This window comes from Caulobacter sp. GW821-FHT10A06 (assembly GCF_059415805.1).
In genome coordinates this window covers 627,144-652,098 of sequence record NZ_JBWKNY010000005.1, presented here as the reverse complement: position 1 = coordinate 652,098, position 24,955 = coordinate 627,144, and the positions used below count along the sequence as shown (strand labels likewise).

Annotated in this window: 17 protein-coding genes; 11 read left to right on the top strand and 6 right to left on the bottom strand. The window is 63.8% G+C overall.

Annotation, left to right across the window (positions count from 1 at the left end):
* The first annotated feature begins 547 nt into the window (after positions 1-547).
* The 5 genes from AC07NF_RS17975 (at position 548) to AC07NF_RS17955 (ending at position 6,526) form a co-directional block, all read left to right on the top strand.
* Entirely contained in the window at positions 548-1,492 is a 945-nt protein-coding gene (locus AC07NF_RS17975; RefSeq protein WP_494628707.1) for an ABC-three component system protein, read from the top strand.
* Entirely contained in the window at positions 1,480-2,004 is a 525-nt protein-coding gene (locus tag AC07NF_RS17970) for an ABC-three component system middle component 2 (RefSeq protein WP_494628708.1), read from the top strand. Before AC07NF_RS17975 ends, AC07NF_RS17970 begins: the two co-directional genes overlap by 13 nt.
* 2 nt (positions 2,005-2,006) lie before the next feature.
* A complete protein-coding gene (locus tag AC07NF_RS17965) occupies positions 2,007-3,848 on the top strand; it encodes a hypothetical protein (protein WP_494628709.1) in 1,842 nt (613 codons plus the stop codon).
* Positions 3,849-4,067: 219 nt separating this feature from the next.
* Positions 4,068-5,513: a hypothetical protein gene (locus AC07NF_RS17960; protein WP_494628710.1), complete on the top strand. Its 1,446-nt coding sequence runs from the start codon at positions 4,068-4,070 to the stop codon at positions 5,511-5,513.
* Positions 5,514-5,743: 230 nt separating this feature from the next.
* Positions 5,744-6,526, top strand: coding sequence for a hypothetical protein (locus tag AC07NF_RS17955; RefSeq protein ID WP_494628711.1), 783 nt, complete (start codon positions 5,744-5,746; stop codon positions 6,524-6,526).
* 18 nt (positions 6,527-6,544) lie between these two features.
* Here the strand turns inward: AC07NF_RS17955 and AC07NF_RS17950 are convergent, their stop codons facing one another.
* From AC07NF_RS17950 to AC07NF_RS17940, 3 genes are read right to left on the bottom strand one after another with little or no spacing between them, the layout of a single operon-like run.
* Entirely contained in the window at positions 6,545-8,074 is a 1,530-nt protein-coding gene (locus tag AC07NF_RS17950; RefSeq protein ID WP_494628712.1) for an ATP-dependent helicase, read from the bottom strand.
* Positions 8,067-8,351, bottom strand: a complete 285-nt coding sequence (locus AC07NF_RS17945; RefSeq protein ID WP_494628713.1) for a hypothetical protein — start codon at positions 8,349-8,351, stop codon at positions 8,067-8,069. The genes AC07NF_RS17950 and AC07NF_RS17945 overlap by 8 nt, the downstream gene beginning before the upstream one ends.
* Positions 8,352-8,361: 10 nt before the next feature.
* The gene (locus AC07NF_RS17940; protein WP_494628714.1) at positions 8,362-9,846 is read right to left on the bottom strand and encodes an ATP-dependent nuclease; all 1,485 of its coding nucleotides are present in this window, start codon (positions 9,844-9,846) and stop codon (positions 8,362-8,364) included.
* Positions 9,847-10,582: 736 nt separating this feature from the next.
* Between AC07NF_RS17940 and AC07NF_RS17935 the strand changes: the two genes are divergently transcribed.
* The gene (locus AC07NF_RS17935; RefSeq protein WP_494628715.1) at positions 10,583-11,227 is read left to right on the top strand and encodes a GntR family transcriptional regulator; all 645 of its coding nucleotides are present in this window, start codon (positions 10,583-10,585) and stop codon (positions 11,225-11,227) included.
* Between the two features lie 10 nt (positions 11,228-11,237).
* On the opposite strand, the gene AC07NF_RS17930 is transcribed toward AC07NF_RS17935, so the two are convergent.
* A complete protein-coding gene (locus AC07NF_RS17930) occupies positions 11,238-11,903 on the bottom strand; it encodes a GntR family transcriptional regulator (protein WP_494628716.1) in 666 nt (221 codons plus the stop codon).
* A gap of 227 nt (positions 11,904-12,130) precedes the next feature.
* Between AC07NF_RS17930 and AC07NF_RS17925 the strand changes: the two genes are divergently transcribed.
* The gene (locus AC07NF_RS17925) at positions 12,131-13,951 is read left to right on the top strand and encodes an ATP-binding cassette domain-containing protein (RefSeq protein ID WP_494628717.1); all 1,821 of its coding nucleotides are present in this window, start codon (positions 12,131-12,133) and stop codon (positions 13,949-13,951) included.
* Here the strand turns inward: AC07NF_RS17925 and AC07NF_RS17920 are convergent.
* On the bottom strand, positions 13,876-14,382 hold the full coding sequence (locus AC07NF_RS17920) for a helix-turn-helix domain-containing protein (RefSeq protein WP_494628718.1): 507 nt from the start codon (positions 14,380-14,382) through the stop codon (positions 13,876-13,878). The two genes, AC07NF_RS17925 and AC07NF_RS17920, sit on opposite strands and share 76 nt — an antisense overlap.
* Before the next feature lie 91 nt (positions 14,383-14,473).
* Positions 14,474-15,466: a HEPN domain-containing protein gene (locus AC07NF_RS17915; RefSeq protein WP_494628719.1), complete on the bottom strand. Its 993-nt coding sequence runs from the start codon at positions 15,464-15,466 to the stop codon at positions 14,474-14,476.
* A gap of 216 nt (positions 15,467-15,682) precedes the next feature.
* On the opposite strand from AC07NF_RS17915, the gene AC07NF_RS17910 reads away from it, so the two are divergent.
* The 4 genes from AC07NF_RS17910 to AC07NF_RS17895 all read left to right on the top strand — a co-directional run bounded on the left by AC07NF_RS17910 (position 15,683) and on the right by AC07NF_RS17895 (position 24,951).
* Positions 15,683-16,831 carry an AAA family ATPase gene (locus tag AC07NF_RS17910; protein ID WP_494628720.1) on the top strand — a complete coding sequence of 383 codons (1,149 nt, stop codon included), beginning with the start codon at positions 15,683-15,685 and terminating at the stop codon, positions 16,829-16,831.
* Positions 16,828-20,154, top strand: coding sequence for a tetratricopeptide repeat protein (locus AC07NF_RS17905; protein ID WP_494628721.1), 3,327 nt, complete (start codon positions 16,828-16,830; stop codon positions 20,152-20,154). Before AC07NF_RS17910 ends, AC07NF_RS17905 begins: the two co-directional genes overlap by 4 nt.
* 139 nt (positions 20,155-20,293) lie before the next feature.
* Positions 20,294-22,798 carry a TonB-dependent receptor domain-containing protein gene (locus AC07NF_RS17900; protein WP_494628722.1) on the top strand — a complete coding sequence of 835 codons (2,505 nt, stop codon included), beginning with the start codon at positions 20,294-20,296 and terminating at the stop codon, positions 22,796-22,798.
* Positions 22,798-24,951 (top strand): Atxe2 family lasso peptide isopeptidase, encoded by a 2,154-nt coding sequence (locus tag AC07NF_RS17895; RefSeq protein ID WP_494628723.1) that lies wholly within the window; start codon positions 22,798-22,800, stop codon positions 24,949-24,951. Before AC07NF_RS17900 ends, AC07NF_RS17895 begins: the two co-directional genes overlap by 1 nt.
* Positions 24,952-24,955: the final 4 nt, after the last annotated feature.

Here is a 24,955-nt window from a genome sequence, read left to right as displayed (position 1 = left end):
GTGTGACTCTCGCCCCTCGCCGCCTTCCCTTCCGAGCTGGAAGTCCGCGTTGGCGGCAGGGTCGCGCCATTTGCAGACATCGGCACCCCGCCAGGAACCGGACTCTCAAGCGCCTAGGACGAGAAAACCGGCCTCACCTCGCCTTGAATTTGGGTCGCTCCGCTGATGAGCTGTAAGTTTGGCGGACGCGAAGTCCGCGCAGCAGAGTCGACCTGAACTTGCGCCGAAGAGGAGGGTGCTAAGCTGGACCGTGGCAATTCAGCTGTTTAGAACGAAACCATCACAGCGTGAGTCTCAAGGGTCATTCATCCTAAGGGCTAGAGCGTCGCGTAGGCGCCATTGAAAAGCGGGTGTTCGGTTGGGAGCAGAAGGTAAGGTTCAAGCGGAGTTCCAACCCGCCGTCCTTCCCAGCCCGACGCCCTGGCCGAACGCCAATGCCCACCTCCTCGGCGTGGCGGCCGGGTTGCCCGTCTCTCCCCTGGACCGACTTGCCCAGTTCAGCCCGCTGGATTTCGAGCGCTTTACGCTTGAGTGGGCAGAGGGATTCTTGAAGATTCATCTGCCCGGCGCGCTGGAAGTTCAACAGCGCGGCGGTGCCGGCGATAAAGGACGCGACATTGTGGTGTGGTTCGATCCGCCTTCGGTCCAACCGCGCCGCAGCCAAATCTATCAATGCAAACATTATGCGACCCGCCTTGGCGGTGGCGCGGCAGCCGGCGAGATCGCCAAGCTGCTATATTACACCTTCAAGAACGAATTTCCGGTTCCGGAAATCTACGCTTTCGTCACCCATTTGGGAGTCACGGGGCCGCTCCAAGATCTGATCGATGCTCCAAAGACTCTTCGGCAATTTGTCTTGGACAACTGGGACGCCCATTGCGCGAAGGCGGTTTCGGGCAAGTTCGACGTGCCCCTTACGGGTGCCTTTAAGGTCTACGTCGAAGCGTTCGACTTCTCGATCTTTCGGGTTAAGCAGCCGCTCGAACTGATCGCCGAACACGGCAAGACGAAGTACCACCATGTGATCTTCGGCCTGCCCTTGGTTGAGCGCCCGCCGACCCAACCACCGCCGTCGACTGTCGCGCCTTTGGAAACGGCATATGTGGGTCAGCTTTTCGAATTGATCGGCCACGAATTGAAGGTCGCGGTCAGCACGCCGACCGATTTTGCCCACGACCGGACGTTCCGCGTGCTCTTCGATCGTTCCCGCATCACTTTTTATGCCGCCGAGGGCCTCAAGGAATTGGCTCGGGACAACATGGCCGACGCGGGCTTCTTCACCACCTTGCTGGACGAGTTCAGCAACGGGCTTTTCCACAACTACAGCGCCCCGGGCGCTTCGGGCTACAAGCGCCTAGTTGATACGATCAAGGCTGCCCAGAGTTTGCAACTGGGCGGCCACATCCTTGCAAACTTGGTCCAGACCATGGATCGCGAAGGGATGTGCCATCAGATGGCCAATGACGACCGTGTACACTGGTGCGCGCCGTGATCGGCCCCTCGGTCCCTTTGCTGAAGTCAGAGCAGCGCTTGTTCAACACGCCGCTCGAATGTGGCCTGCGTCTGCTTTTCATTCTAACCGCCGCCGACGGACGTCCCTGCGATTTGCAGCGCTTAATCGCCTACGACTATCTTCTGGTCCATTCGGGCGACGTTGACGAAGGACCCGAAAGCCTTCATCCGGCGGTCCCCTTCCGCGGCGGCGAGATGCTGGTCAAGCGCGACGTGCTTCGCGCCGGCCTAGATCAGATGTTCTCAAGAGAACTGTTGAAGAAAAGCTTCGATCGGGAAGGCATCACCTACTGCCGTACCAATCTGACTGAGGCCTTCGTGCAGCTCTTGTCCAACGAATACGCCCAGGCGCTGCGTTGGCGCGCGCGATGGGTCATCGAACGTTTCGGCACCCTCGAGGACGCTGAACTCGCAGCCTTCATGGAAAGCAATATCGGACAGTGGGGCGCGGAGTTCGACCGCCTGTCCGCTCTCAATGAATTGGAGCTTTAGTCGTGTTTCAGCTGCGGAAGGTGGTCGTTAGGGGCCCCGGCGTTCCGGACGCCGAACTGACCTTCGCGCCGGGGGCTAATATCCTCGCCGGCGTCTCCGACACGGGCAAAAGCTATCTTGTCCAGTGCCTCGACTTCATCTTCGGCGCCGACACGATCAAACGATTTCCGTTGTCCGAGCCCTACTCGCAGCTGTTCGTCCAATTCGCCAACGACGAGGGTGAACCGCTGACCCTCTATCGTCCGCTGGCCGGGGGCGACCTGACAGCACAAAGTTGCGAGATCGACGGATCATCCAAGGCAAACGACGTCGTAACCGTGGTTCCCCGCCGGCGAGGCAAGAGCAAGGCCGACGACATCACTTCGGTGCTGTTTCCGTTCGCCGACTTACCGGAAGCAAATCTTCGTAAGAACCGGTTCGGCGAACTTCAGCGGCTGACCTTCCGTCATTGGATGCCGTCCATGCTGGTCGACGAGGTCGCGGTGATCGACGCGCGCTCACCCGTCCGGGGCCAGGCGGGGTTCGATACGACTATCAATGAGAGGGCCTTCGCATTTTCGCTTTCGGGGCGCGATGACGGCGAAGTGGTCTCGGCCGAACGAAACGACGTCGTAGTCGCACGGCTGAACGCCAAGCTGGCGGTGATCGACACCTTGTTGGAGCCGTTGGACACCCGGCTGGCGGCAATCGGAGATGAAGCCGAGGAGTCTATCGAGAAGGTCGAGAACGCTATTGCTCGGTTGTCGACGATCCTGGACGACAGCACCCAGGCCCATGAATCCCTCCAACGCGAACGGGAAAACGCCCTCACCCAGCAACACAAGGCCGAAGGCCAAGTGCTGGCGATCGACGAACTGCTAGCCCGCTACCGACTGCTCGATGGTCGATACGCCTCTGACCTGGAGCGATTGGATTTCATCGCCGAGGGCGCCCACTACTTTGGAGCCCTGCAGTCGGTGCTCTGCCCACTGTGTGACCAGATGATGGACGAGCATCAGCACCATGAGGTCGAGGTGCCCGACGTCCAACTTGCCGCCCGCGCCGAGGCGGCCAAGATCCTAACGTTGCGGGCCGACCTGACGGCGACGATCGAGAATGTCGAGGCTCGGCGCGAATACCAGACTCGCGCCCGCGACGAGGCGCGCGAAACGATCGCCCGCGTCGATCGCCAAGCCCAGGCGCTGATGAATCCAGGTCTGCGCGATGCTGACGCCCGCCTCACCCGCCTTGTGGAGCGCAGGGTCATCCTCGAAGCCGCACGCAGCGACAAGGAGCAGGCCGAGGGCCTGCGAGCCATGCGTCAAACCATCGAGGCTGAGGCTCGGCGCCCCCGCACCACAGCCCGCAAGTGGGAAGCGCTTCCAGGCAAGGCGGTGGACGAGCTTTGTACGGAGATCGAGCTCGTGCTCAAGGACTGGAGCTGGCCAGGGCGTGGTAAGGTGACGTTCGACCAAAACGCCTTTGATATTGACGTCGATGGACAGCCGCGCCAGTCACACGGCAAAGGTGTGCGGGGTGTGCTATATTCGGCCTTCGCCATCGGCCTTCTCAACTACTGTCGAGCGCGCGGCCGGCCGCATGCGGGGCTGGTCGTCATTGACTCGCCGTTGACCGCGTTCAGTAAGCAGAAGAACCTCCAGCCCGGCGCCCAACCGGACGCGGGGGTCGGCGATGGCGTTGAAGCCAAGTTCTGGAACTCGCTGACCCGCATCGGTCCTGAGGTCCAGGTCATCGTGATCGAGAACAAGCCGCCGCCTCAGGCCGTGGCCGACGCCGTTGCGTTTACGTGGTTTGCGGGTGAGTTCGCCACGGACGGTCAAAGAGCTGGTTTCTTCCCAGTCTGATCTTCCCTTAGTCTGCCAGGTCCCGAAATCTATACCCGTGAATCGCCGGTCATTTCTCCTGGCCTTCCGTTGCCAAGATCGCTCTCGCAATATTCGAGAGGCGAGGTTGGTTCGATGAAGATGCCGAACAGCGCTTCGGTGCTTAGGACTACAATCCACACTTCTCTGCCGATCCGAAGGTCCGCCTTGTCGGCCGGGTCGCGCCATGAGCATGCGTAATTGGGCAGGCCCCTGATCACGCTGCCGAAAGCTGGTGTTAAGGCGATGAACGAACTCCGCCCCAATATGTTCGACGTGTTCGCCCTGGCCCTGCCCCGTGGGCACGGGTTCGGGACGCGTTCGCCCGTCGGAGCCTGGATCGGCGACGAGGAACGCAGCTGGGGGTGCGTACGGCGGGATGACGCCGACGGCTCCTACGGCATTCTCGCCATGCGGCGGCGGGTGGACGACGTCTGGACGATCGTCTCTGACGAACACGGCTTCGAGACATTCGACGCGGCGAAGGCCGCGGTCGCCGACCGGCTCCGGGATACAGATCCGCCGGAGCCCTTGCCCCCTTCCGTGCGACGCCGCGCCAGCCTGCGAGACCTCGCTGGCCGGACGCTTAGTCCGGCTTTCAAGACCTTGCTCCGCCCGACCCACACGGGTGCTGCCTGGCTCCTGAACCAGCTCTATCTGTCCCTGCCCAATCCCGACGCCAACTGGGTCAGCGACTGTCAGACCGCCAACTTCCACACCCGACTCTGGGAGGCGCAACTCCTAGGCTCCTTCCGCGAACAGGGCCTGCTGGTCAGCCAACCGGTCGAGTCCCCGGATTTTCACATCAGCAACCGGCGGGGCGGCGAGGCCTGGGTCGAGGCGGTGACCGCAAACCCGCCGGTCGCCTACGACCACGTCAATGCGCCGCCGCTTCATGCCCCCGACGACAAGGAAGAGCTGTTCTTTGGGGCCGCCGCCGAACGGTTCGCCAAGACGATCGGCAGCAAGCTTCAACGGCGGTATGCGGACCTGGATCATGTCACAGGAAAACCCTTTACGATCGCCCTGGCGGATTTCCAGGGCGGGGCGTCGATGGTGTGGAGCCGTTCGAGCCTAGTCGGTTATCTGTACGGCGAAGGTGCCCGCCTGGATCGCACCCACGCACAACCGATCCCTGAACGGCTCACAACCGCGACGCTGAAAGGCCCGGGTGCCTTTCCTGCGGGTCTGTTTCGAGACGACCGCGCTTCGGAGCTGTCCGCGCTCATCTTCACGAACGCTTGCTCCGTGGCCAAGCTCAACCGCTACATGATCACGCGGGGCGCACCGACACCAGGGGCTCGGGTCGTACGGTTCGGGGAACTCTTCGACCGTAGGCCTGGGGCCTACGAGGGCAAGCCGTTCCGGCTCGATATCATGAGCGAAGAGTATCGGAGCCTTTGGCCGCAGGGTGCCGAACCTCTGGCCGCTGAGCTGGAGGTATTCCACAACCCCTTCGCCCGCCATCCGCTATCGTTCGACCTGATCCCGGAGGCTACCCACTGGTTCGATGATGAGGGCGAGGTCATGTGCGCCTCGCATTATGAGACCTCGATCCTCCATTCTCTAACTTTCATAGAGGATGCGTCAAAGCCGATGATGTCCTTGGAGAACTATCTCGAGCGCATTAGCCGAGCCACCGCCTGAGCTTACGCGGCGCCGCTTTTATATGTGTAGGTCCGCCAAGTAATAATTGCGGACATTGACTCACGTTGGAGGATTGAACTGCTATCGTCCGAAGTCTTAGGACAGTTACACGTCCAATAGAACTTGGAGCTTCAATAGCTTGATCCACTACCGTACGAAATTAGCGACCTGGCTCGCGACGGCCGCGGAACATTTTGCTCGACGTCCCAATCAGCCCAACGAGCCCCACAATGAGCCTTGAACTTTATCGGCGCTTTGACGACGCGCTGAACGCGCGGCACTCCGAGCCCCCTATCGTCACTCGTGGCGACAGCCCATTGCCCGACCCGTTGTTCATGACGTGGATGGCCTATTCCCAGATGCACGAGGAGTTCGTTCGGGAGCTGGCCAACATCATCAACAAGCTGACCGACCACATCGAACGGCTGCGGGCCTGGGCCGTCGTCGTGGAGACGCTCGACGATGTCGAAAAGCTGGAGGCGTGCTGGATCGCCATCGACGACCTGGCCACGATCAGCCTCAACCTGCCTTACGTGATCCGGTCGCGGTTCTTCTTCGCCGGTGCCCACCTGTCGCACCAGGCCAATCAGGCGCTCCAGGGTTCAGCCTGGGTCGACGACCTCGCCCTCGATCACGAGATCTATCAGGACGCCTTCGACAAGGCGCTAGAGCCCTGGGCCAGGCCCGCCCAAAAGCTTCGCATGGCCCTTCAGAAGGTGGGAAACGGGGCCTATCGCAACGCCACCGCCGATTTCCGAAACGCTTACAATCACCGCTTTTCGCGCCGGTTCGTGATCGGCGTCACCGACATCGTCACGCGTCGGCCCAGAAAGGGCGGCGGCGTGACCTATGGGTTTGGCGGCGCCGAGCCCTTCGCGTTGCCCGTCATAGCCGACGTGCTGACGACCCAGCGTGACGCCTGCCTGGTCGCCTTTGGCAGGTTCAAGGCGCTCATCGCAGCGCATGCAGCGGCCATCGCCCCGGTCAACGCCGACCAGCTTGCGCGCCTTTGAGATCAACACGCGCTAGCGCTAACCGGCCACGAACAGCGGGCTCGGATTGTTCTGGGAGACGACGATCGTGAGGGATCGCTTGGCCCGGCTTAGCGCGACATAGAGCTTGCAGCGCGCGTACTGGGTGCCGCTGAACTGGTCGCGATCGCCGGCGATCAGCAGGGCGTTGTCGCATTCCAGCCCCTTGGCCTTATGAACGGTGCTGAGGGTACGGACCGGCGGCGCCGGCATGGCATGTGACCTGCGCCGGGCGATCTCGGCGTAACCTTCATCGGGACAGTCAAAGGCCTTCAGGCGGATCGCGTCGCGAAGCTCGCTGCGATGGACGACCTGGATGTCGCCGAACCCGTCGGCCTTGGCGGCGACCAACTCGCCAAACTCCTGCAGCGCGACCGCGACACCCTGGTGATCGGGAGCCGCCAGAACGTGGCGGGCCAGCCGTTGGATGTTGCCGGGCTTGCCCCGCGCGGGCTTGGCGCAGCCGTCGCGAACTTCCTTCACCAGCCGATCGCCGTGACTGCTAGCCGAAAAGCCGCTGCCCGCGACCGAGGCGGCGAACTGCGCGAACCCTTGCGCGATCTGCGCGGCGTCACCCTTGTGGGCCTTGGCGACCTGCACCAGGTCCGCCAGCGCCGAGCGAGTGTGGCCTTCCCAGATTGGGATGCGCCGCCCCCAGAACGCACTCAACGCCCGCACCCGCTCGTTGGTGGCGGCCAGGACCATGACCGGGCCTCGGGCGGCCGCGTCGATCGACGCGCGGTCGGCGCGGCCAAGCTGATAGGCCGTGCGGACGTTCAAAAGATTGTCGGCCCGCACGATCGTTAGACCGTCGACGGGCGGACCGTTGAGCCCGATCGGACGTCCAGCCTTCAATTCGGCGCGGGCGGCCAAAATCCAGCGGCCCAGCGCGGGCGCTCCGCCTTGCCAGCGATGGGGGTGATCGAGCTCGTCGAAGGTCGCATTTGCCTTCAGCGTCTCCCATTGTGCAAGAGCTGCGGCCATCGCCTTGTCTGATTTGGTATTGGCGAAAATGGCCTGAAGCGGGTCGCCGAAGATCCTCAAGCGCGACCCGCCCTGACCTAACGCCATGATGGCCCGGTGCTGGGCCTGACTGGCGTCCTGATGTTCATCGCAGATGATGACGGGATAACGCCGAGCGATGGCTTCTCGGACGATCGGGTGCCGTTCCAGATAACCGGCGACCTTGTCGGCCATGATATCGAAGCCCTCGCCGTCGTTCTGATAGGCCCAGGTCGAGAGGTTGTCAGGCAGGCCGAGCGCACGGCGATAGAGGGTGGCGACCTGGCTGATCAGCGAATCCAGGGTTCGAATGTCGACCCGCCCGGAGAGACCTTGAGTGCGCTCGGCGAAGACCCCGCAGGCGCCGTGCGTATGGGTAAGGATCAGGAGCCGCCCTTGGCTCAAGCGCTCGGAGACGTCTCGCGCGTAGGCGGCGCCCTGATAGGTCTTTCCGCATCCTGCTGGCGCCTCGACGACGACCAGAGGCTCATCGGATCGGAGCAGCGCCGCGACCGACGCGTCAGCCACGATCCAGACTTTCGATCGCGGGCCTGTTCACGGCGATCAGGATGGCGTTGAGCAGCGGCAGGACCGTCGGCTCCAGCTTAGGCCAGACGTCGTCGGCGAGCGCGCAGCCGGCCAGATCGTAGCCCCCCTGCCGCGATTTGAACCAGCGGCCGGCGTGGCCCTTCCACTCCTTCTTCGCGTCCTCGGGCGCCCCGGCCGCGCTGCCGGTCGCGGCGGCGATGATGAGCGCCTTCAGCGATGCGCCCTCAGCCTCCAGGGCCGCGTGGATGGCGGGCAAGGACTTATCCTTAAGCCCGAGCCGCGTGGCCAAGGTGCGGAGCCGCTCGCCGTCCCCCCCCCCCGTCCGGCGTCTTCACGAGGTCGGCCAGACGCTCTTCCGGAAGAAGATCAATCACCACCTTCTCGGTGCAGGCGGCGTCCCAGCGAAGCAGGCGATCGCCCATCGCCTGCTTGATAGTGTTCCACCGTCCGCCTTGTACGCCCTCGTCATCGACGATGGCGGCGAAGCTCAGGCGAGCCTCGCCCAAGGCTTCCAGAAGACCCAGCGCCTGCTGGTTCCCCTGGCCGTCGCAGAGGCGGACCCCGAGGTTTACGGGATCGGTCTTGAAGGCCAGCTCCAGCAAACGGCGCAGGAAGCCGATCTCGGTCGGGCCTTCGGCGATCACCGCCAGCTTGGCCAGGAAGGTCTCGGGATCGCGCTGCTGCTGGGCGGCGATCTTGTCCTGGGCCAGTTCGCCGATCCGGCCGCCCCCGTCGAGATACCAGAGCTTGCCCCAGCGGGCGCAATGGATGGTGACTGGACTATGGGTCGTGACAAAGCACTGGCCGAAGCTGCCTTGCAGGATCGCGAAAAGCTGGCGGAGCCGGTAGGGCTCCAATCCGCGCTCGACCTCGTCGATCACGGTCACGGAGTTGTCGGCTTGCGTCGCCGAGGCGATCTCCAGCGCGGCCATGCGGCGCGTCCCCGCGCCCCAGCTCGCCAGCGGCAAGGCCACGCCGTCACGGTCCGCCAGCAGCCCGATCAAGGCGCCGATGGAGAGGCCCTGACTTGAGGTCAGACCGAGCTGAACACCGTGCGGCAGGGCGGCGTCGCTCAGGCGCTTGTCGAGTCGCTCGAGGGCCTTCTGGCCGTCCTCGCCCACCGGGACGGAGAAGTCCTGCTCGGCGACCTGCTTGGCGATCCGCGCCTTGATCGCCGGGTCGGCCAGCAGCCGGTCCAAGGCCGATCCGAACACCAGGCGCAGGTCACGGTCGTTACGGTCGTCGGCGCTCAGGCGGATCAGGCCGATCTTTTTTCTGAAGGCGGCCGACAAGGGGATGGTGCTGTCGTCAGGCTGCACGACCTCCCAGACCAATTCGAGATCGGGGGTGCCTCGGACACGAAGGCGATAGACGGGCTCTTTCGCCTCGGCGACGTCGCCGTCCTGAGGGTTGCCCGGCAGGACGGCGTCCTGGCCGTTCCACTCCCACGGCATCAGCAGAATGGAGAGGCCGTTGGGATCGACGCCTTCGGGCAGCGAGACGACGCCTTCGATCGAGAACTCGGTGGAATTGTCGCGGCGCCAATAGTCGGTCTCCGACACCGTGTTCGCGTTGGAGGCGCTGAGCAGCAGGCTGACCGCGTCAAGGATCGTGGTCTTGCCGACGTCCCCGCCGCCTAGGACGAGATTCAGGGTCGGGTCGGGACACCAGTCCAGCGCTTCAAGGCCGCGATACCGCCGTATCGACAGTTTCCGGATGACCGCGTGCTTGTGCGATTCGGGTTTGTTCATTTCGCCCCTTCGGCGGAGGCTATCACATCCCGAAAGCATCTTGCAGCTTGGCCGCGATGTTCCGCGCCTGCTCGATTGAAAGCTGATCGGACGCATCCGAACGTCCGACCCACTCAGTAGTCCACGGCGAACGCGATAGTCATCACTCTCATGGCACCGTCTGATGCCGACCCAACCTTATGGCCGCCGGCGCTTCTGTCAGCGTCTCGGCTGTTCGGCAACGAATCCGTCGAAGCGCTTGCACCTCTACCAGTTGCGGTTGGAGACGAGGCCGGCCCTCTGCGAAAGCAGGCCCGTCCGCCATCGCCATCGCCATCGCCATCGCCATCGCCATCGACGAACTGCCATTCCGAACGGCAGCTATGAGTCACCACGCGTCGTTGAGATTGTGGTCCGTCTCCAGTGGGCGCGTCGCAATAGGAGGCGCGCTGGGACAGAGCGCTCGCCCCTCGAGGCATAAATTGGCAGCGACAATGACAATGTCAGGAATTGCTTTTAGCAATGACACAAATCATTGAGGTGATGACGCCAAATTTTTCCTAGCGGCTTAGAATTACACCGTCGCCATCCCGACATTACACTCACAATATATTATCAAATATATCGCTTCACGAGCCAGCCCGCGTGAGTGAAGCTTGGACTACTGGAGGTGCGGGGACGTACCGACCCAGGCGGCTGTACGCGACGTCACAGACGACGCGTCCTTGTAGGCCGGGTCCAAGAGGGAGCGCCCAACGTGGTGGGACGGTTTTCGATCAGCGACCAAGCCTACGACGCCATTAAGGCCCAACTGCTCGAGGGGGCCTATCGCCCAGGCGAGCGACTGGAAGCCGCAGCGCTCGCCGAGCGCTACTTCTGGAGCATCACTCCGGTTCGCGCAGCGCTTGCTCGGCTTGCCGGTGAACGCTTCATCGAAGCCCGATCAAATGAAGGGTTCATGGCGCCGCTCGTAACCGAGAACAGTCTGCGAGCGCTCTACGACCTGTCACGGGGCCTCTTGAGCCATGCCCTGAAGCTTGCTTCGACTTCGACATCGCTTCTCGCGCCCCGCGCGCCAGAGATCGCGTCCTGGAATGGATCAGGCGGCGCGTCTGTCCTCAGAGAGACCGAGCAGTTATTCGTCGCGATCGGCGCCGCGGGCAATGTCGAGTATGCGCGAGCGATCGTGCTGGTAACCGAACGACTGCGCCTGGCGCGCCGGCTGGAGCCGCAACTAATACCTGACCTCGACGGCGAACTCGCGACCATGCGCAGTCTGTTGGAACAGGGCGCTCACAATGCGCTCGATCGGACCATCGGCGCCTATCATAAGCGGCGCGGTCGTCTAGCGCCGACCCTCGTGGCGATGTTGCAGCAGGATAGCGCGCTGGCGCGCAATTGAGCGCCGGCGCCTAGAACAACTTGGCGCGCAGCCCCTTGGCGTTGGCCTGGTCGACCAGGTCTGGCAACCGGGTGATACGCCCCTCGATCAAACGCGTGGCGACCTGCCGGGCCTTACGCGCATCCCCCTCCAGAAGCGTGCTGGCGATCGCCCGCAACCCTTCGGTTAAGCCCGGGCCAGCGGCAGCTTGCAGGTCGAGCTTGCGCGGCAGGTGCGTCCGATCGATTAGCGACCAGGCCATGTCCGCCATCACACGGTTGCCGGCCGCGGCCGTCAGCGCCCGAAGATGATCCTCCAACATAGCCACCGTCAGGGTGGCCGAACCCTCGACATCCGCCAAGCGGATCAACAGGTCGGCCGGTGGTTCGGGCGCAAGACGATCGAGCGCGCTGCCGACGAGCACCAACAGCGCCTCATGCAACTGACGCTGTTCCTCCACATCGAAGGGCTTGCTGAAAAAGCCTTGGCTCATCTTCCACTCGATGAGGCCTTCGGTCGACAAGCGCATCAGAGCGTCACGGACGGGTGAAGCACTGACCCCGAAGTAGCTGGCCAAATCCTGGGGGGCCAGGCGCCGCCCCAAGGGCAGCTCGCCTTCCAGCGCCATCTGACGAAGATGCTCGAACGCGGTCGCCGACTTCCCCGCGATCTCCCGAGAAATGAGGTATCGGGTCATCGCCTGTCCTTAAGCCACCCGCACGCGCAATGGCTAAGCGTACGAGAAATACAACCTATAGGCAACAACGTGCTCGGCGATTTCACCTGAGGATAGTCCGTTGACGGACAGCTCCAGCCGCCGTGCTGAGCAATGAGATTATAATCGTCGTCATCACAGGCGCCGAACACTAGCGTATCGCGATGACCCAGCCCTTCGCCCCATCGGTGAGCGCTTGGCGGACCCGGTTGGATCTGGGCCTGAGGTGGGCGCCGCGCCTGGTCGACACCGCCGCTTTGATATGGCTGGGACTTGCCCTACTTGTCGTGTGCTTGGGCGGCCTGGCCGCGAGCCTAGCGCCCCTGGCCCTCAAGACGCTTGTCGATGACTTAACCGTCCCAACGGGCGGGCAGGTTACGATCAACATGGCCCCTGCATTGCTGGCCTTGTCGACCTATGTCGGCGCCCTCCTCTTTCAACGCCTCTGCGAGCAGGTCCAAGCCCTGGCCTATGCCATGGGAGAGCAGCGGCTGATCCGCCGGCTCAATAGCCAGGCCTTCGCCCATATCCTCACCCTGCCTCTGGGAGTTCACCTCGACGGCAAGTCGGGCGGCTTTTCCCAGACGCTCGCCGAAGGTGTCGCGGGTGCGAGACTGATCCTTACCCACCTGGTAATCTCCATCGCGCCGATATTCGTGCAAATCCTCGTCGTCGGCAGCGTCCTGGCTGTGGTGTTGGGCCCCCACATGGGCTTGGCCCTGTTTGCCGCAGTCTTGGCGTATGCAACGGTCTTCGCCTGGAGCGTCTCCAGAATTCAGGCCGCCGCGCGCGGCGTCTCCGCCGCGCAGATCGATGTCGGCGGCGTCACGGTCGACGGCCTGATGAACATCGAGGCAATCAAGACCTACCAGGCCGAAGGCCGCTATGTTCGACGGCACGATGCGCTCTTGAGCGCGGCCGAACAGCGTTGGCGGGTGGTGTTTGATCGCCGGCTACAAAACGGCTTGGCCGTGGCCGGCGTGTTCGCGCTGGCCCTGGGCGGCGTCCTTGGTCTCGCCATCTTCGCCGTCGCCCGCGGGTCGATGAGCCTGGGCGCCTTCGTGATGGTCAACACCTATGTGCTCCAGCTCATTCGCCCCTTGGAGATGCTGGGCTTTGCCATGCGCGACATCGGCCAGGGACAAGCCTATCTGGAGCGCCTGTTCGATCTGCTTGCGCGACCTGCTGAAGCCGCAGCGGACACGACCATCGGACGCGTCGCCAAAAATACACCCAGTTCAGGACCAGCGGCGCTGACCTTCGAGAACGTCGCGTTCGAGGTTGGCGGCAAAGCGATCCTAAGCGAGATCAGCTTCTCCATCCGGCCCGGCGCGCGCGTGGCCATTGTCGGCCCCTCAGGCGCAGGCAAGTCCTCGCTGCTTCGCCTGGTGCTACGCCTGTTCGAGCCGACCGCCGGAACGATCAGGCTCGACGACCAGGCGCTACCGAACCTGCCCCTGTCCAGCGTGCGCGAGCAGGTAGCGCTGGTTTCGCAGGACACCATTCTGCTCAACGACACCATCGCCGAGAATATCGCCCTGGCGCGAGAGGGCGCCGATCGCGCCGCCATCCTGGCCGCCGCGCGCACCGCGCGCCTGGGCCCTTTGCTCGACCGGCTGCCCGACGGCCTCGACAGCCACGTCGGCGAGCGAGGCCTCAAGCTTTCGGGTGGCGAAAAGCAACGCGTCGCCATCGCCCGCGCGGCGCTCAAGGGCGCCCGGCTGGTGATCTTCGACGAGGCCACCGCCGCGCTCGATCCGGAGACCGAGCAGGCGGTCTGGCGCGCCATGAGCGGACTTTCACGGCAAGCAACATGCCTGATCGTCACACACCGACTTTCCGCATTATCCGGCGTCGACGAGATCCTCGTGCTGGAGGCCGGGCGTATCGTAGAACGCGGTGACCACCCGGCCCTGCTCGCTGGCGATGGTCTCTATGCGCGGCTCTGGCGCGCTCAAGAGGCCGAGGCCGCCAGCCGTGGGCGCGGCCGAGACGACATCGGCTCGATCGTCGCCGCCGGATCAGCCTGAGACTGCGGGTTGGCGGGCACAGGACCTACCTGCGCCATGACACGGGCGATATCGAGCAAAGGCCCACGCAGAGCCGCAGGTATGCGCAGATAAGTCTCGGCCAAGCTGGGACCTCCCGCAGCCTCCAGAAGGGCGTGAAGCCCTGGCGCGGTCTCCCCGCGCGGCGGCGCGCCAAACGGCAGGACCAGCTCCGCCGGCAAACCTTCGAATAGCGCACCGATCGGCAAGCCAAGCAACGCCGCGATCCGATAGAGCATGGCCGCGCTGATCCGGTTGGCGCCCTTCTCGTACTTCTGCACCTGCTGAAAGCTGACACCCAGCCGCGCGGCCAGCGTCTGCTGGCTAAAGCCGTGTGCCTTACGCAGCACACGAAGCCTCGTACCGACAAAGACGTCGATCGGGTCGCGCCCGTCCTGAGGGTCGGTGTCCATGGCTCGTCTCCTCGTGTCTCACGCCTCCCCGGTCAAAACCGGGCAGTCCGCAGACGCTCACACGGGGCCTTGAGGGCAATGGACGGGAAGCTTAGCCAGCGGCCTCCTTCAGCTGGGCAAGCCTTGCTTCACAAAGCTCCCGCACCACCGATCGCAAGTGCTCGATGCGCTCTTGGATCCAGCCCAACTCCTCGGCGGTAATCGTGTAGTGCGGCGAATAGCGCGCCTTCACATAGGCCGCGCGCAGCAGTTCGAAACAGCGCTTCTGGAACTTGGTCTCCGTCGGCCAAACCTCCGCAAGGCGCGCATCGAACGGCTCGGACAAGGCGCGCAAGCGAACGAGATTGTGCGACTTGGGCGCATAAAGGGAAACAACAAGGAGCAGGCAGTAATAAAGGCGCTCTACAGCCTGGTGGAACTGGAAAGCAGCTTCCTTCTCCCTGCCTTGGCCCGCCACATATCGCGCGGTGTCGAGAAAGCCCGACGCGCTCTCAAACCATTCCCGATAGTAGCCCGAGCTCTCAGTTAACGCCGCCTCGGGCGACAGCGGCGTCGGCTGCGGCAGTTCGTGACCCGGCTCCTCGAAAAGCGTGACGCCATCGCGCAAAATATCGACGAAGAAGTAGCGCCCCCGTGCCAACTGGTCGGAGACATCGTCGAGGTCATGGACGATGAAGTTGACAGGCGTGCGCAGGCGCTGCCCCCCGGAGAACTCGCTTAGCAGGCGCGCCTCGGCGCCGGCCCAAAACTCCAGGGTATCAGCCAGCTTCTCCTGATCGACCACGACCAGAAGATCATAGTCCGAGAAGTAGCGGCCAGCGGGATCCTCGACCCAGTCGCCCCGCGCGTAGCTTCCGAACAGAATGATGTTGAGGATTTTGCCTTGGCCAAGCAAGCCCGTGCGCTTGGCGACCTCCTCGGCGAAGGCCTCCTTGAGGATATCGGCAACGAGAGCCAGTTCACGCTGCTTGCCAGCGGGCAAGTGGTCAAGGGTGTTGGCCATGGCGTTGGTGTCGCCTGCGGTCCGTTGCATGGCAAGCGCCTCTTCGGCGCGGGCGGCGCGATGATGCTCGGGCTTGGCCATGGGACGCTTTCGACGACCAGAACAATACGGAAACAGATTCTACACGCCCTGGTTGGAGGAAGCTAGCCCCCTCCCGAGTTCGCCTCGCGACAGCGCCTGGCCTGGCCTGGCCTGGCCGTCGGAAGCCTTAGTTCACTCGCACCTTCAGGAGGGAATTTACACAACAATCTTGTTGTGCAACAGTTCTGTTGTGAGCCGCAGCCTGGGAGAACTCCCGTGAGATGCTTTGGTCGCGATGAAGAAGCCAACGCCCTCTGGCGCATGCTGGACAGCGGCGAAAACATCCTGCTGCTGGCCCCTCGCCGGGTGGGCAAGACGGTGCTTCTCAATCACTTGCGAGAAACAGCGCCGTCCCGCGGCTATCGCGCCGTGCTGCTCGATGTGCAGGGCCTGAAGGACGAGAAGGCCCTCTTTCGAAATCTCTGCAACCAAATCCAGGAGGACCTGGGGCCTGGCGCCAGGATCTTGGCCGCTTTTTCGCACCGCCTTAATCGCGTCTTGCGCGGCGATGGGGTTGAGGTCCGGGACTGGCGCCAATGGCTGATCGACGTCGACTGGCAGGAATTCGCAAACCTGCTGCTCGCCCACCTGAATGAACACCGGGACGGACCGCCCTGGCTCATTCTGGTGGACGAATTGCCCGTGTTTATCCAGGCGCTGATCAAGACCTCAGGCCCAGAGCGTGCAAGCCAATTCCTCTACTGGTGGCGCGGCGTCCGCCAAGGACATCACGATATTCGGTGGCTCTACACCGGCTCGGTGGGCCTCGATGTCCAGGCCCGCCGACATCAGGTCGAGGGCGCTCTCAACGACCTGACCTCCACCACGCTGCCAGCCTTTGATCCGGCCACGGCGCGGCGGTTTCTCGAGGATCTCGCCGCAAAGCGCGGACACGTCCTGACGCACGCCGCGAGCGACGCCATCATAACCCGCCTAGGCTGGCTCTCGCCTTACTATCTCACCCGCATCACCGAAGACGCCTGCGGGCGCGTCGGTCCTGGCGGCGTGATCGACGCGGCGGCGGCCGAAACAGCGATGGATCAACTGCTGGATCTAGGCAAACGACTCTACTGGGCGGCTTGGCGCGAGCACCTAGATCGAAACTACCCGCCGGTGGAGCGAGATAGCTTGCACCTGATCCTGGAAGTGGTCGCCAAACACCCCACGCCGATCCCCTTCGAGGGCATTCTGGCCGCGCTTCACGCGATCAATCCAAGCCTCTCTCGAACCGACCTACGGGCCCAACTCGACGCTTTGACGGGTGATGGTTATCTCGTCCAACACATCGGAGGTTTTAGCTTCCGGATGAGCCTGTTGCGCGAATGGTGGCGTCGCTATGTCGTGCTCGAAGAGGTGGCGGCATGAACGCCAAGCTCAACTTCGCGCTCTACAATCCAGCGGCCCTACGGGAAGAGGAATTTCTCAGCGGCTACGTTGCGCGCGAGCAGCAGACAGAGACGATGCTGTCGCGCTTACGCGAGATCACGCCCGGTGGGTTGACGCATCATCATCTGATCCTGGGTCAGCGCGGCATGGGCAAGACCAGTCTCCTACGCCGCCTAGCGATCGCGGTCGGTCAGGAACCTGGTTTGCGGGACACCGTATTGCCGCTGTCCTTTCGCGAGGAACAATACAACGTCCACAACCTGCACATCTTCTGGTGCAACTGCCTGGACGCCTTAGGCGATCTTTTCGACGCGCGAGGCGATCACGAGCGGGCCGCCGCGCTGGACGCCGATATTCACCGCGTCTCGTCGCTAACAAAGGACGCCAAGGGTGAAGCCGCGCTCGCGGTGTTCAAACAATGGGTTCGAGCCGAAGGGCGGCGACCGATCCTGTTCGTCGACAATCTGGACATCATCCTCAACGGCCTCCTGCGCTACCAATGGGATCTGCGAAGGGTGCTGCAGGAACCGGGCGGCATCGTCCTGGTGGGCGCCTCGTCGGTCTATCTCGAGGCCATGAGCGGCAAGCAAACCGCTTTCTATGACTTCTTCCAGCTCGAGGTCCTTGAGAAGCTATCGGCCTCAGAGCTTCTCACCTGCCTTCGCCGAAAGGCGCTCCAGCGCGGCGAAGACGGCGCCAACGTGCTGGCGATGCTCACCGAGGATCCTAGCCGCATCGCCACGTTGCACAATCTGACGGGCGGTAATCCGCGAACCCTACACATCATTTATCTGATGCTCGAGCTCGATCCCGGCGGGGACGTGTTCTCGCATCTAGAGGGCCTGCTGGACCAGGTGACCGTGCTCTACAAGGCCCGGGTAGAGGATCTCGCGCCGCAGACCCGTGTCGTTCTGGACGCCCTAGCCTTGGCCTGGAATCCGATGACCGCGGCTGATGTCGCGCTCGCCGCGGGCCTGGAGACTTCCGCCACTTCCACCCAGCTTGATCGCCTCCGCAAAGACGGCGTCGTCGAGACGACGCCGCTCTCCTCCACCAGCAAGTTGGGCTTTCAGCTGAGCGAGCGCTTCTTCAACATCTGGTATTTGATGCGCCACGGCCCCCGCCGCCAGCGCTCCAGGCTTCGCTGGCTGACCGAGTTCTTTCGAACCTTCTACACGCCCAAGCAGCTCACCGAGTACGCTCGCAGACTCCTGCGGCGGAAGGGAAGCGATCCTGGCGGGCAAAACGAATACTACACCGCCCTCACCGACGCCTTCGAAGACAGGGCGTGGCGCAACCTCATGGGCCATCAGGCCGTCGAACATGCCCGCCAAGCCGCGACGCAAGGGGGCTCGCCGATTGACATATCCGACCTGCCATTGCCGTCCACCGCCGCGGATTGGAATGAACAGGGCGTTTTGCTTTATCGCGAACTCCAAGATCGTCCGAGCGCCGAAAGAGCCTTTCGCAAGGTCCTTGAGCTCGAGCCGCGTCACGCCAAGGCCTGGAACAATCTTGGCTTGGTGCGGAGCGAACTTGGAGACGCCGAGGAGGGGCGCACCGCCTTCACGACGGCCATAGAGCTCTCACCTGCGGACTTTCTGCCTCGGATGAACAGAGGACGCCTCGCAGGATTTTCCGAGACGGAGAACCTCCAGGCCGAGGCCGATCTGCGCGAGGCGACGCGTCTGGAGCCCAACAACAGCCTGGCGTGGTTTAGCCTCGGCTATCGTCTTTCGCGGATGGACGGCGATACGGATGAGGTGGAGGCTGCCTATCGCCGCACCTTGAGCATCGAGCCCAACCAGCAGGCTGCCTTGAACAATCTCGCCGCCTTGCTCCTAGGTCGGAGCCGCGGGGATGCCGAGGGCATCGCGCTGCTCGAACAAGCCGTAGCGAACGATCCGACCTATGTTCTCGCTTGGAACAACTTGCTCTACCTGCCGGACACTTCGCGCGACCCTGTTGAAGTCCTGGACATTGCGCGCCGAGCCAAGCTGGCCAATCCGCAGTCAAGCCAATGCCTTCGCAACTTCGCGCGAGCGCTGTCGAACGTTTCAGGTCCCACGCCCGACGTCGAAGACGCCTATCGTCAGGCCATCGCCCTGGCGCCGGATGATGTCGACAATTGGTATTACCTGGCGTGCCTCCTGGCCAAAACCGGTCGCGCCGAGGAGGCCGACGCTGCGTTTGACCGCGCGATGAGCACGAATGAGATCGCCGAGTTCGCGATCCGGGACTACGCCCAGATCGTGCTCCAACAGCAGGACAATCTCCGCGGCGCCGAACGCGTCCTTCGTCTGGGCCTGAACACACACCCTGAAAGCTCTTTACTGCTTCATGAGCTGGCGTGGATCGTTCAGAAGCAGCCCGAAAGAGCTTTAGAAGCGCTCGAGCTCTACGAGAAGGTCGCACAGAACGAGGAAAGCACCTACTCGCCCTGGGTGGACTACGCCCTTCTGTTGGAGCGGGTGCAGGGTCACGCCGCTGCCCTAGAGGCGCTGGAAGAAGGCACGCGACGCCACCCACTGTCGATTTGCCTTTGGGCGGCTCTAGGACGCCGATTGATCGATGGGGGCGATGATCCCGAGAGAGGCAGACGTGCGATCCGGCACGCGATGACGCTTACCCCTCGGGACGAGTCCGAATGGTGCGAAAGGGGCTTTAGCCTGTCGTTCTATCTGTGTGATCTCGATAACGGCATAGCGGCCTATGAAGCGGCGAAAGGGCAAGGGGCCGACGATCTCGTCGTCACGAGCAATCTGTTCGTCCTGAACATGATGCGCGCACCGTCCAACGCCCCGATAGACGAACGCGTCGAACACTTGGCGCGTCGACACCCACCGCACGGCGCTGCGATCCTTCAAGGTCTGGCGGCCCTGCTTCTCGATGATGTCGACACCGCTACCGACCGCCTCGCGATGGCGCTGGGAAGCGACGAGAACGATTTCTACGTAAGCTACGGCGGCTTTTTCCTATTGTTCCTGCGAACCGTCGCCGATCGGGGCCACGGAACGGCCTTTCTTGAACGTTTCCGCGAGCAGGGCCACAGAGACCGCTATTGGCCGATCGATGCGGCCTTCGACGCCTATCTGCACGGCGAGGAACGCCTTCTGGATATCAATCCTGAGGTTCGGGTGGCGGCGGCGCAAATCTATCGGCGGCTCGTCCCTGTCGATGGCGCCGTCACCGCTCCGCAGAGTGATCCCGAAAGGCGCCGCCGCGCGTCGCCCTGGCGACCATCTCCGCGTTCTCGGCTGACCCGCCAGTGGCCGCCGCCACACCTCCGAGACAAGGATTGAACTTTTTTGTGAAAGATCGGCGACGACCCGGATCTTACCCCATGAGACCCGCAAACAGCGGGCGCAGGAGGGGTTGGATATGGTCGGTTCTCGCGGTTTGGGGTTTCGGACTTGGATGTTGACGGGGGCCGCGATCGCGATGATCGCCGCCCCCGCCTGGGCCAACGAAATCCGTCGTTTCGACATCCCAGGCCAGGACCTGGCGGGCGCGCTGGAAACCTTCGGGCGCCAAAGCGACCAGGACATCGTCTTTGACGCGGCCCTGCTTCGCGGCAAAAGCGCCCCCGCGGTGATCGGACCTTATCGCCCGGACGACGCTTTACAGCGCCTGCTCTATGGCAGCGGTCTGGGGGTTCGCCGGGTCAATCTCAACAGCGTCATCGTGGAGGCCGCCAGCCCCCAGTACGCCGCGGCCGCCGCGGCCGCTGAACCCGCCGTCCTCGACGCGGTCGTCGTCACCGGCACGCGGATCCGCGGCGCGCCCCCCGTCTCGTCGCTCATCATCGTCTCGCGTGAAGCGATCGATCGAGCCGGCCATCACGATCTTGGCGAGGTCGTTCGGGCGCTGCCGCAGAATTTCGCGGGCGGGCAAAACCCGGGCGCGGGCCTTCGGGCCGGCTCCAACAGCGGCAACGCCAACGGCGCCTCGACCCTAAACCTCCGCGGCGCCGGTTCGGACGCCACCCTCACCCTGCTCAACGGCCGTCGGCTGTCGGCCAACCGCAACTCCGGGGTCGATATCAACGCCATTCCCCTGGCGGCGGTCGAGCGGATCGAGATCCTGCCGGACGGCGCTTCGGCGCTCTATGGATCGGACGCGGTGGGGGGCGTGGCCAACATCGTCACCCGCCGCGATTATACGGGCCTGAGCGCCAGCGCGACCTACGCCGACTCGCTCGACGGCGGTTTCGATCAGACCCAGATCAATATCGGCGGCGGCCTAGCCTGGCGTGGTGGCGGTGTCATCGCCGCGCTCACCGCCAGCGGCAATAGCGAGATCCGCGCCAACCAACGATCCTACGCCGCGCCGATGAGCCAGGAGACGACGCTCTTTCCGGATCAGAACCGGATGAACCTCTTCGCCTCGGCGCATCAACAGTTGGGCCCGTCGCTCGGCGGCGCCATCGACCTGCTCTACAGCACCACCGATAGCGTCATCCGCACGCCACAGACGCGGGCTTCGGTTGAAACCCAAGGTCTCGTCGCCACGCCGACAATCCGCAGCTTCCTCGTCGCGCCGAGCCTTGAAGCTCGCCTGCCCCATGACTGGACGCTGAGCGCATACGGAACCTATGGCCTGGATCGTTCGCGGGGCAACACGGCCTACTACACGGCCGGCGCCCGCTTTCGCCACATCGCCGAGTGCTATTGCAATACGTCCAGCTCCGCCGAACTGAGCGTCGAAGGACCACTTCTGTCCCTGCCCGCCGGACGGCTACGGGTGGCGGCGGGGGGCGGTTATCGTTCGAACCGCACCGAACTTAGCCAGGTGACCAACGGTGTGGTGTCCGGGTCCAACTTCGCCCGCACCGACACGGTCCACTACGCCTTTGGCGAACTGGACGCGCCACTTGTGGGAGCCGAGCAAAACGTCGCCTTCGTAAAGTCGCTGCGCGCCAACGTGGCGGTGCGCTACGAGGATTTCAACGCCTTCGGTTCGGTCGCCACGCCCAAGGTGGGGTTGATCTACGCGCCAAACGATGCGCTGGAGCTGAAGGCTTCCTGGGGTAAGTCGTTCAAGGCCCCGACCTTCGTCCAGCGCTATTCTCGCATGCAGGTGGCGTTGAGCGCGGTGAGCGGCTACGGCGCACAGTTCCCTACCGGCGCGACCTTCCTGGAATATGCCGGCGGCAATCCGGATCTGAAGCCCGAGCGGGCCGAGAGCCGCACCTTCTCGGTCGAATACCGTCCGCCCTGGGCGCACGGTCTGCGCCTACGCGCCAACTACTATCACATCGCCTTCCGCGATCGTGTCATCACGCCGATCGCGCGCTTGGCCGGCGCTTTGACCAATCCGATCTATGCCGATCTTGTCACCCGCAATCCGACGGCGACCCAACAAGCGGCCATCATCGCCACCGCGCCGCAAGGTTTGCTGCTGGCCACGCCGGGGCCCTACGATCCCGCGCGGGTAGTGGCCATTCTAGACGAGCGGTTCGTCAACGCCTCGGCGCAACGGATCGAAGGTTTTGATCTGTCAGCCGACTATCATCTGACCTTGAACAATGGCGATCGGCTGAGCCTCACCTCGTCCTCGACCTATCTCGACATCACCCAGACACGCATCGCCGGCGAAGCCTCGCTTGGCTTGACCGGCAACTTCTACCAGCCGCGCCACTTCACGTCGCGCAATGGGGCCAGCTGGGACCATGGCGGCCTGACGTTGTCAGCCTACGCGACCTATGTTGGCGCCGCGCGCTATCGGGCCGTCTCGCCGATCATCGATGTCGATCCCACCACGCTCGTGGACCTCGTGGGCCAATGGACCGCGCGGCCGGATCTGATCCTGTCGGTCAAGCTCGCCAACGCCTTTGGCGCCAAGCCGACCGTGGTCGCGGGTTCGGCGACCGAGACGAGCTTCGATGCGCCCGCGTTCGCCGTCACCGGCCGCGTGTTGAGCGTTTCGGTGTCGCGGCGTTGGTGATGCGTTCCGCCGTTGTCGTCGCGGCCAGCCTGGCCGCGGCGACCGCCTCGACCGCCATGGCCCAGCCGACCGACTGCCGCGACCAGCTCCGCTTAGAGGGGACGGCGATCGCTGCTGGCAGCGCGCGACGTACGATCACGCGCGATGATCTCGTGCGGTTGCGTGATATCGGCCAACCCTCGCCTCACCAGTCCATTCCCGATCGCTTGTTCAGCCTCTCGCCCGATCGCACGATGGTGGCCTTCCAGGCGCGACGCGCAAATCCGGTGACGAACCAGTATTGCGTGGGCTTGTTCGTCATGAAGATCGCCCCGAGTGCGCGGCCGGTGTTGCTCGATGTCGGCGGCGACCTCATCCGACGCGTCCAAAGCACCAAGGATTGGGGCGCCTTTCCCTCCGGCTATGTCGAAACAACCATTCCCCGCTGGTCGCCAGATGGCCGCGCTCTGTCCTACCTCCGCCGCGACGCCGGCACGACCCAGGCCTGGATCGCGCGTCTTGATGGCGCGTCCGCCATGCCGGTGACCCGCTCGGCGGTCGACATCGAGAGTGTGGACTGGTCGCCAGACGGCGCTTGGGTTCTCTACGCCAGCCGCCCAAGGCTGACGGAGACCGCTGATCGCCTGAAAGCCGAAGGGCTGGGCGGTTATCTCTACGATCGCCGCTTCGTGCCCACGGTGGGCGTGAAACCCTTCCTGCCCGGCGGCGTACCGCTCGAAGTCCTTGCCGTCCGCCCTTCGGGCGGCGAGGCAAGACAGGCCAGCCCCGACGAACGCGCGCTCCTGCCGCGCCGCGCCGAGCCGGACCGCCCCAAGGGCGCGATCAGCTTCGCCGCCAATCCGGCAGCGCGCGCCTGGACCTTCAACCTGCCGGCGGATCTCCGTATCGAGACGGGTTCGAGCGATCCGACGGAACGTTACGCCAAGACGGGTCTGCGCCTCGAGACCACGCGAGGCGCGAGCCTGACCTGCCAACGCGCCGAATGCGACCAGATCGTCGATCTGTGGCTGGACGCAGAACGGCTCATCTACCTGCGGCGCGAGGGCTGGCGCGGCGGTCAGATCGGGCTCTACAGCTGGCAAGCCGGAGCGCCGCGCCCAAGCCGCCTGCTCCTCACGGACGACATGCTCTATGGTTGCGAGCTGGCGCGCGTGGATCTCGTCTGCGGCCACGAGACGGCCACACAGCCGCGCCGCCTGGTCGCCATCGACCTGAAACATGGCAAGATACGGCCGCTGCTTGATCTCAATCCCGAGTATGCGGCGATCGAATTTGGCAAGGTCATCCCGTTGCGTTGGAGCAACGGGCTGGGACTGCGCGCCAGCGGCAGTTTGGTGCTCCCGCCTGGTCCAGCACGCGGCCAGACCTATCCGCTCATTGTCGTTCAGTATGTCAGCAAGGGCTTTTTGCGCGGCGGAGTCGGCGATGAGTATCCGATCCATCTGCTGGCCGCCAAGGGCATGGCGGTCCTATCGATCAATCGGCCGGCGTCCTATGCCTATTTGTTTCCCAGCCGCGACCCCATCGAACTCAATCGCCGCGAGAAGGTCGACTGGGGAGACCTGCGAAGCGTCAACGCCTCCCTCGAGGCCGGGATCAATGAGGCCATCGCCCAGGGCGGGATCGACACCACGCGGATCGGGATCACCGGCCTTAGCAATGGCGCTCAATCTGTACAGTTCGCGCTGGTCAATGGCCGCCGCTACGCAGCCGCGGCGATGAGCAGCTGCTGCGACGACGAGTATGGAATATCGCTGGTCGGTCCCGCCGGCGTCGAGCGCCTAAAGGGCTACGGCTATCCGGCCCCCGCGACCGGGGCGGCATTCTTCGCCCCCATATCCCTGGCCCAGAATGCCGCACGGATCGACACGCCTCTCCTCATTCAGGCGGCCGATAGCGAGACCTTACCGGCGATGCCGACGATTGCGACGCTGCGCGAGCATGGCAAACCAGTGGAGCTCTTCATCTACCCTGACGAGTTTCACAACAAATGGCAGCCAGCCCACCGCGCCGCCGTCTATCAGCGCAATATCGACTGGTTCGACTTTTGGCTAAACGGCGACGAAGATCCTGATCCGGCCAAGCTCGAACAATATGCGCGCTGGCGGCGGCTGCGCGAACAGACCGGACGCGCCCCACGCCTGGCGCCGTAGCGGC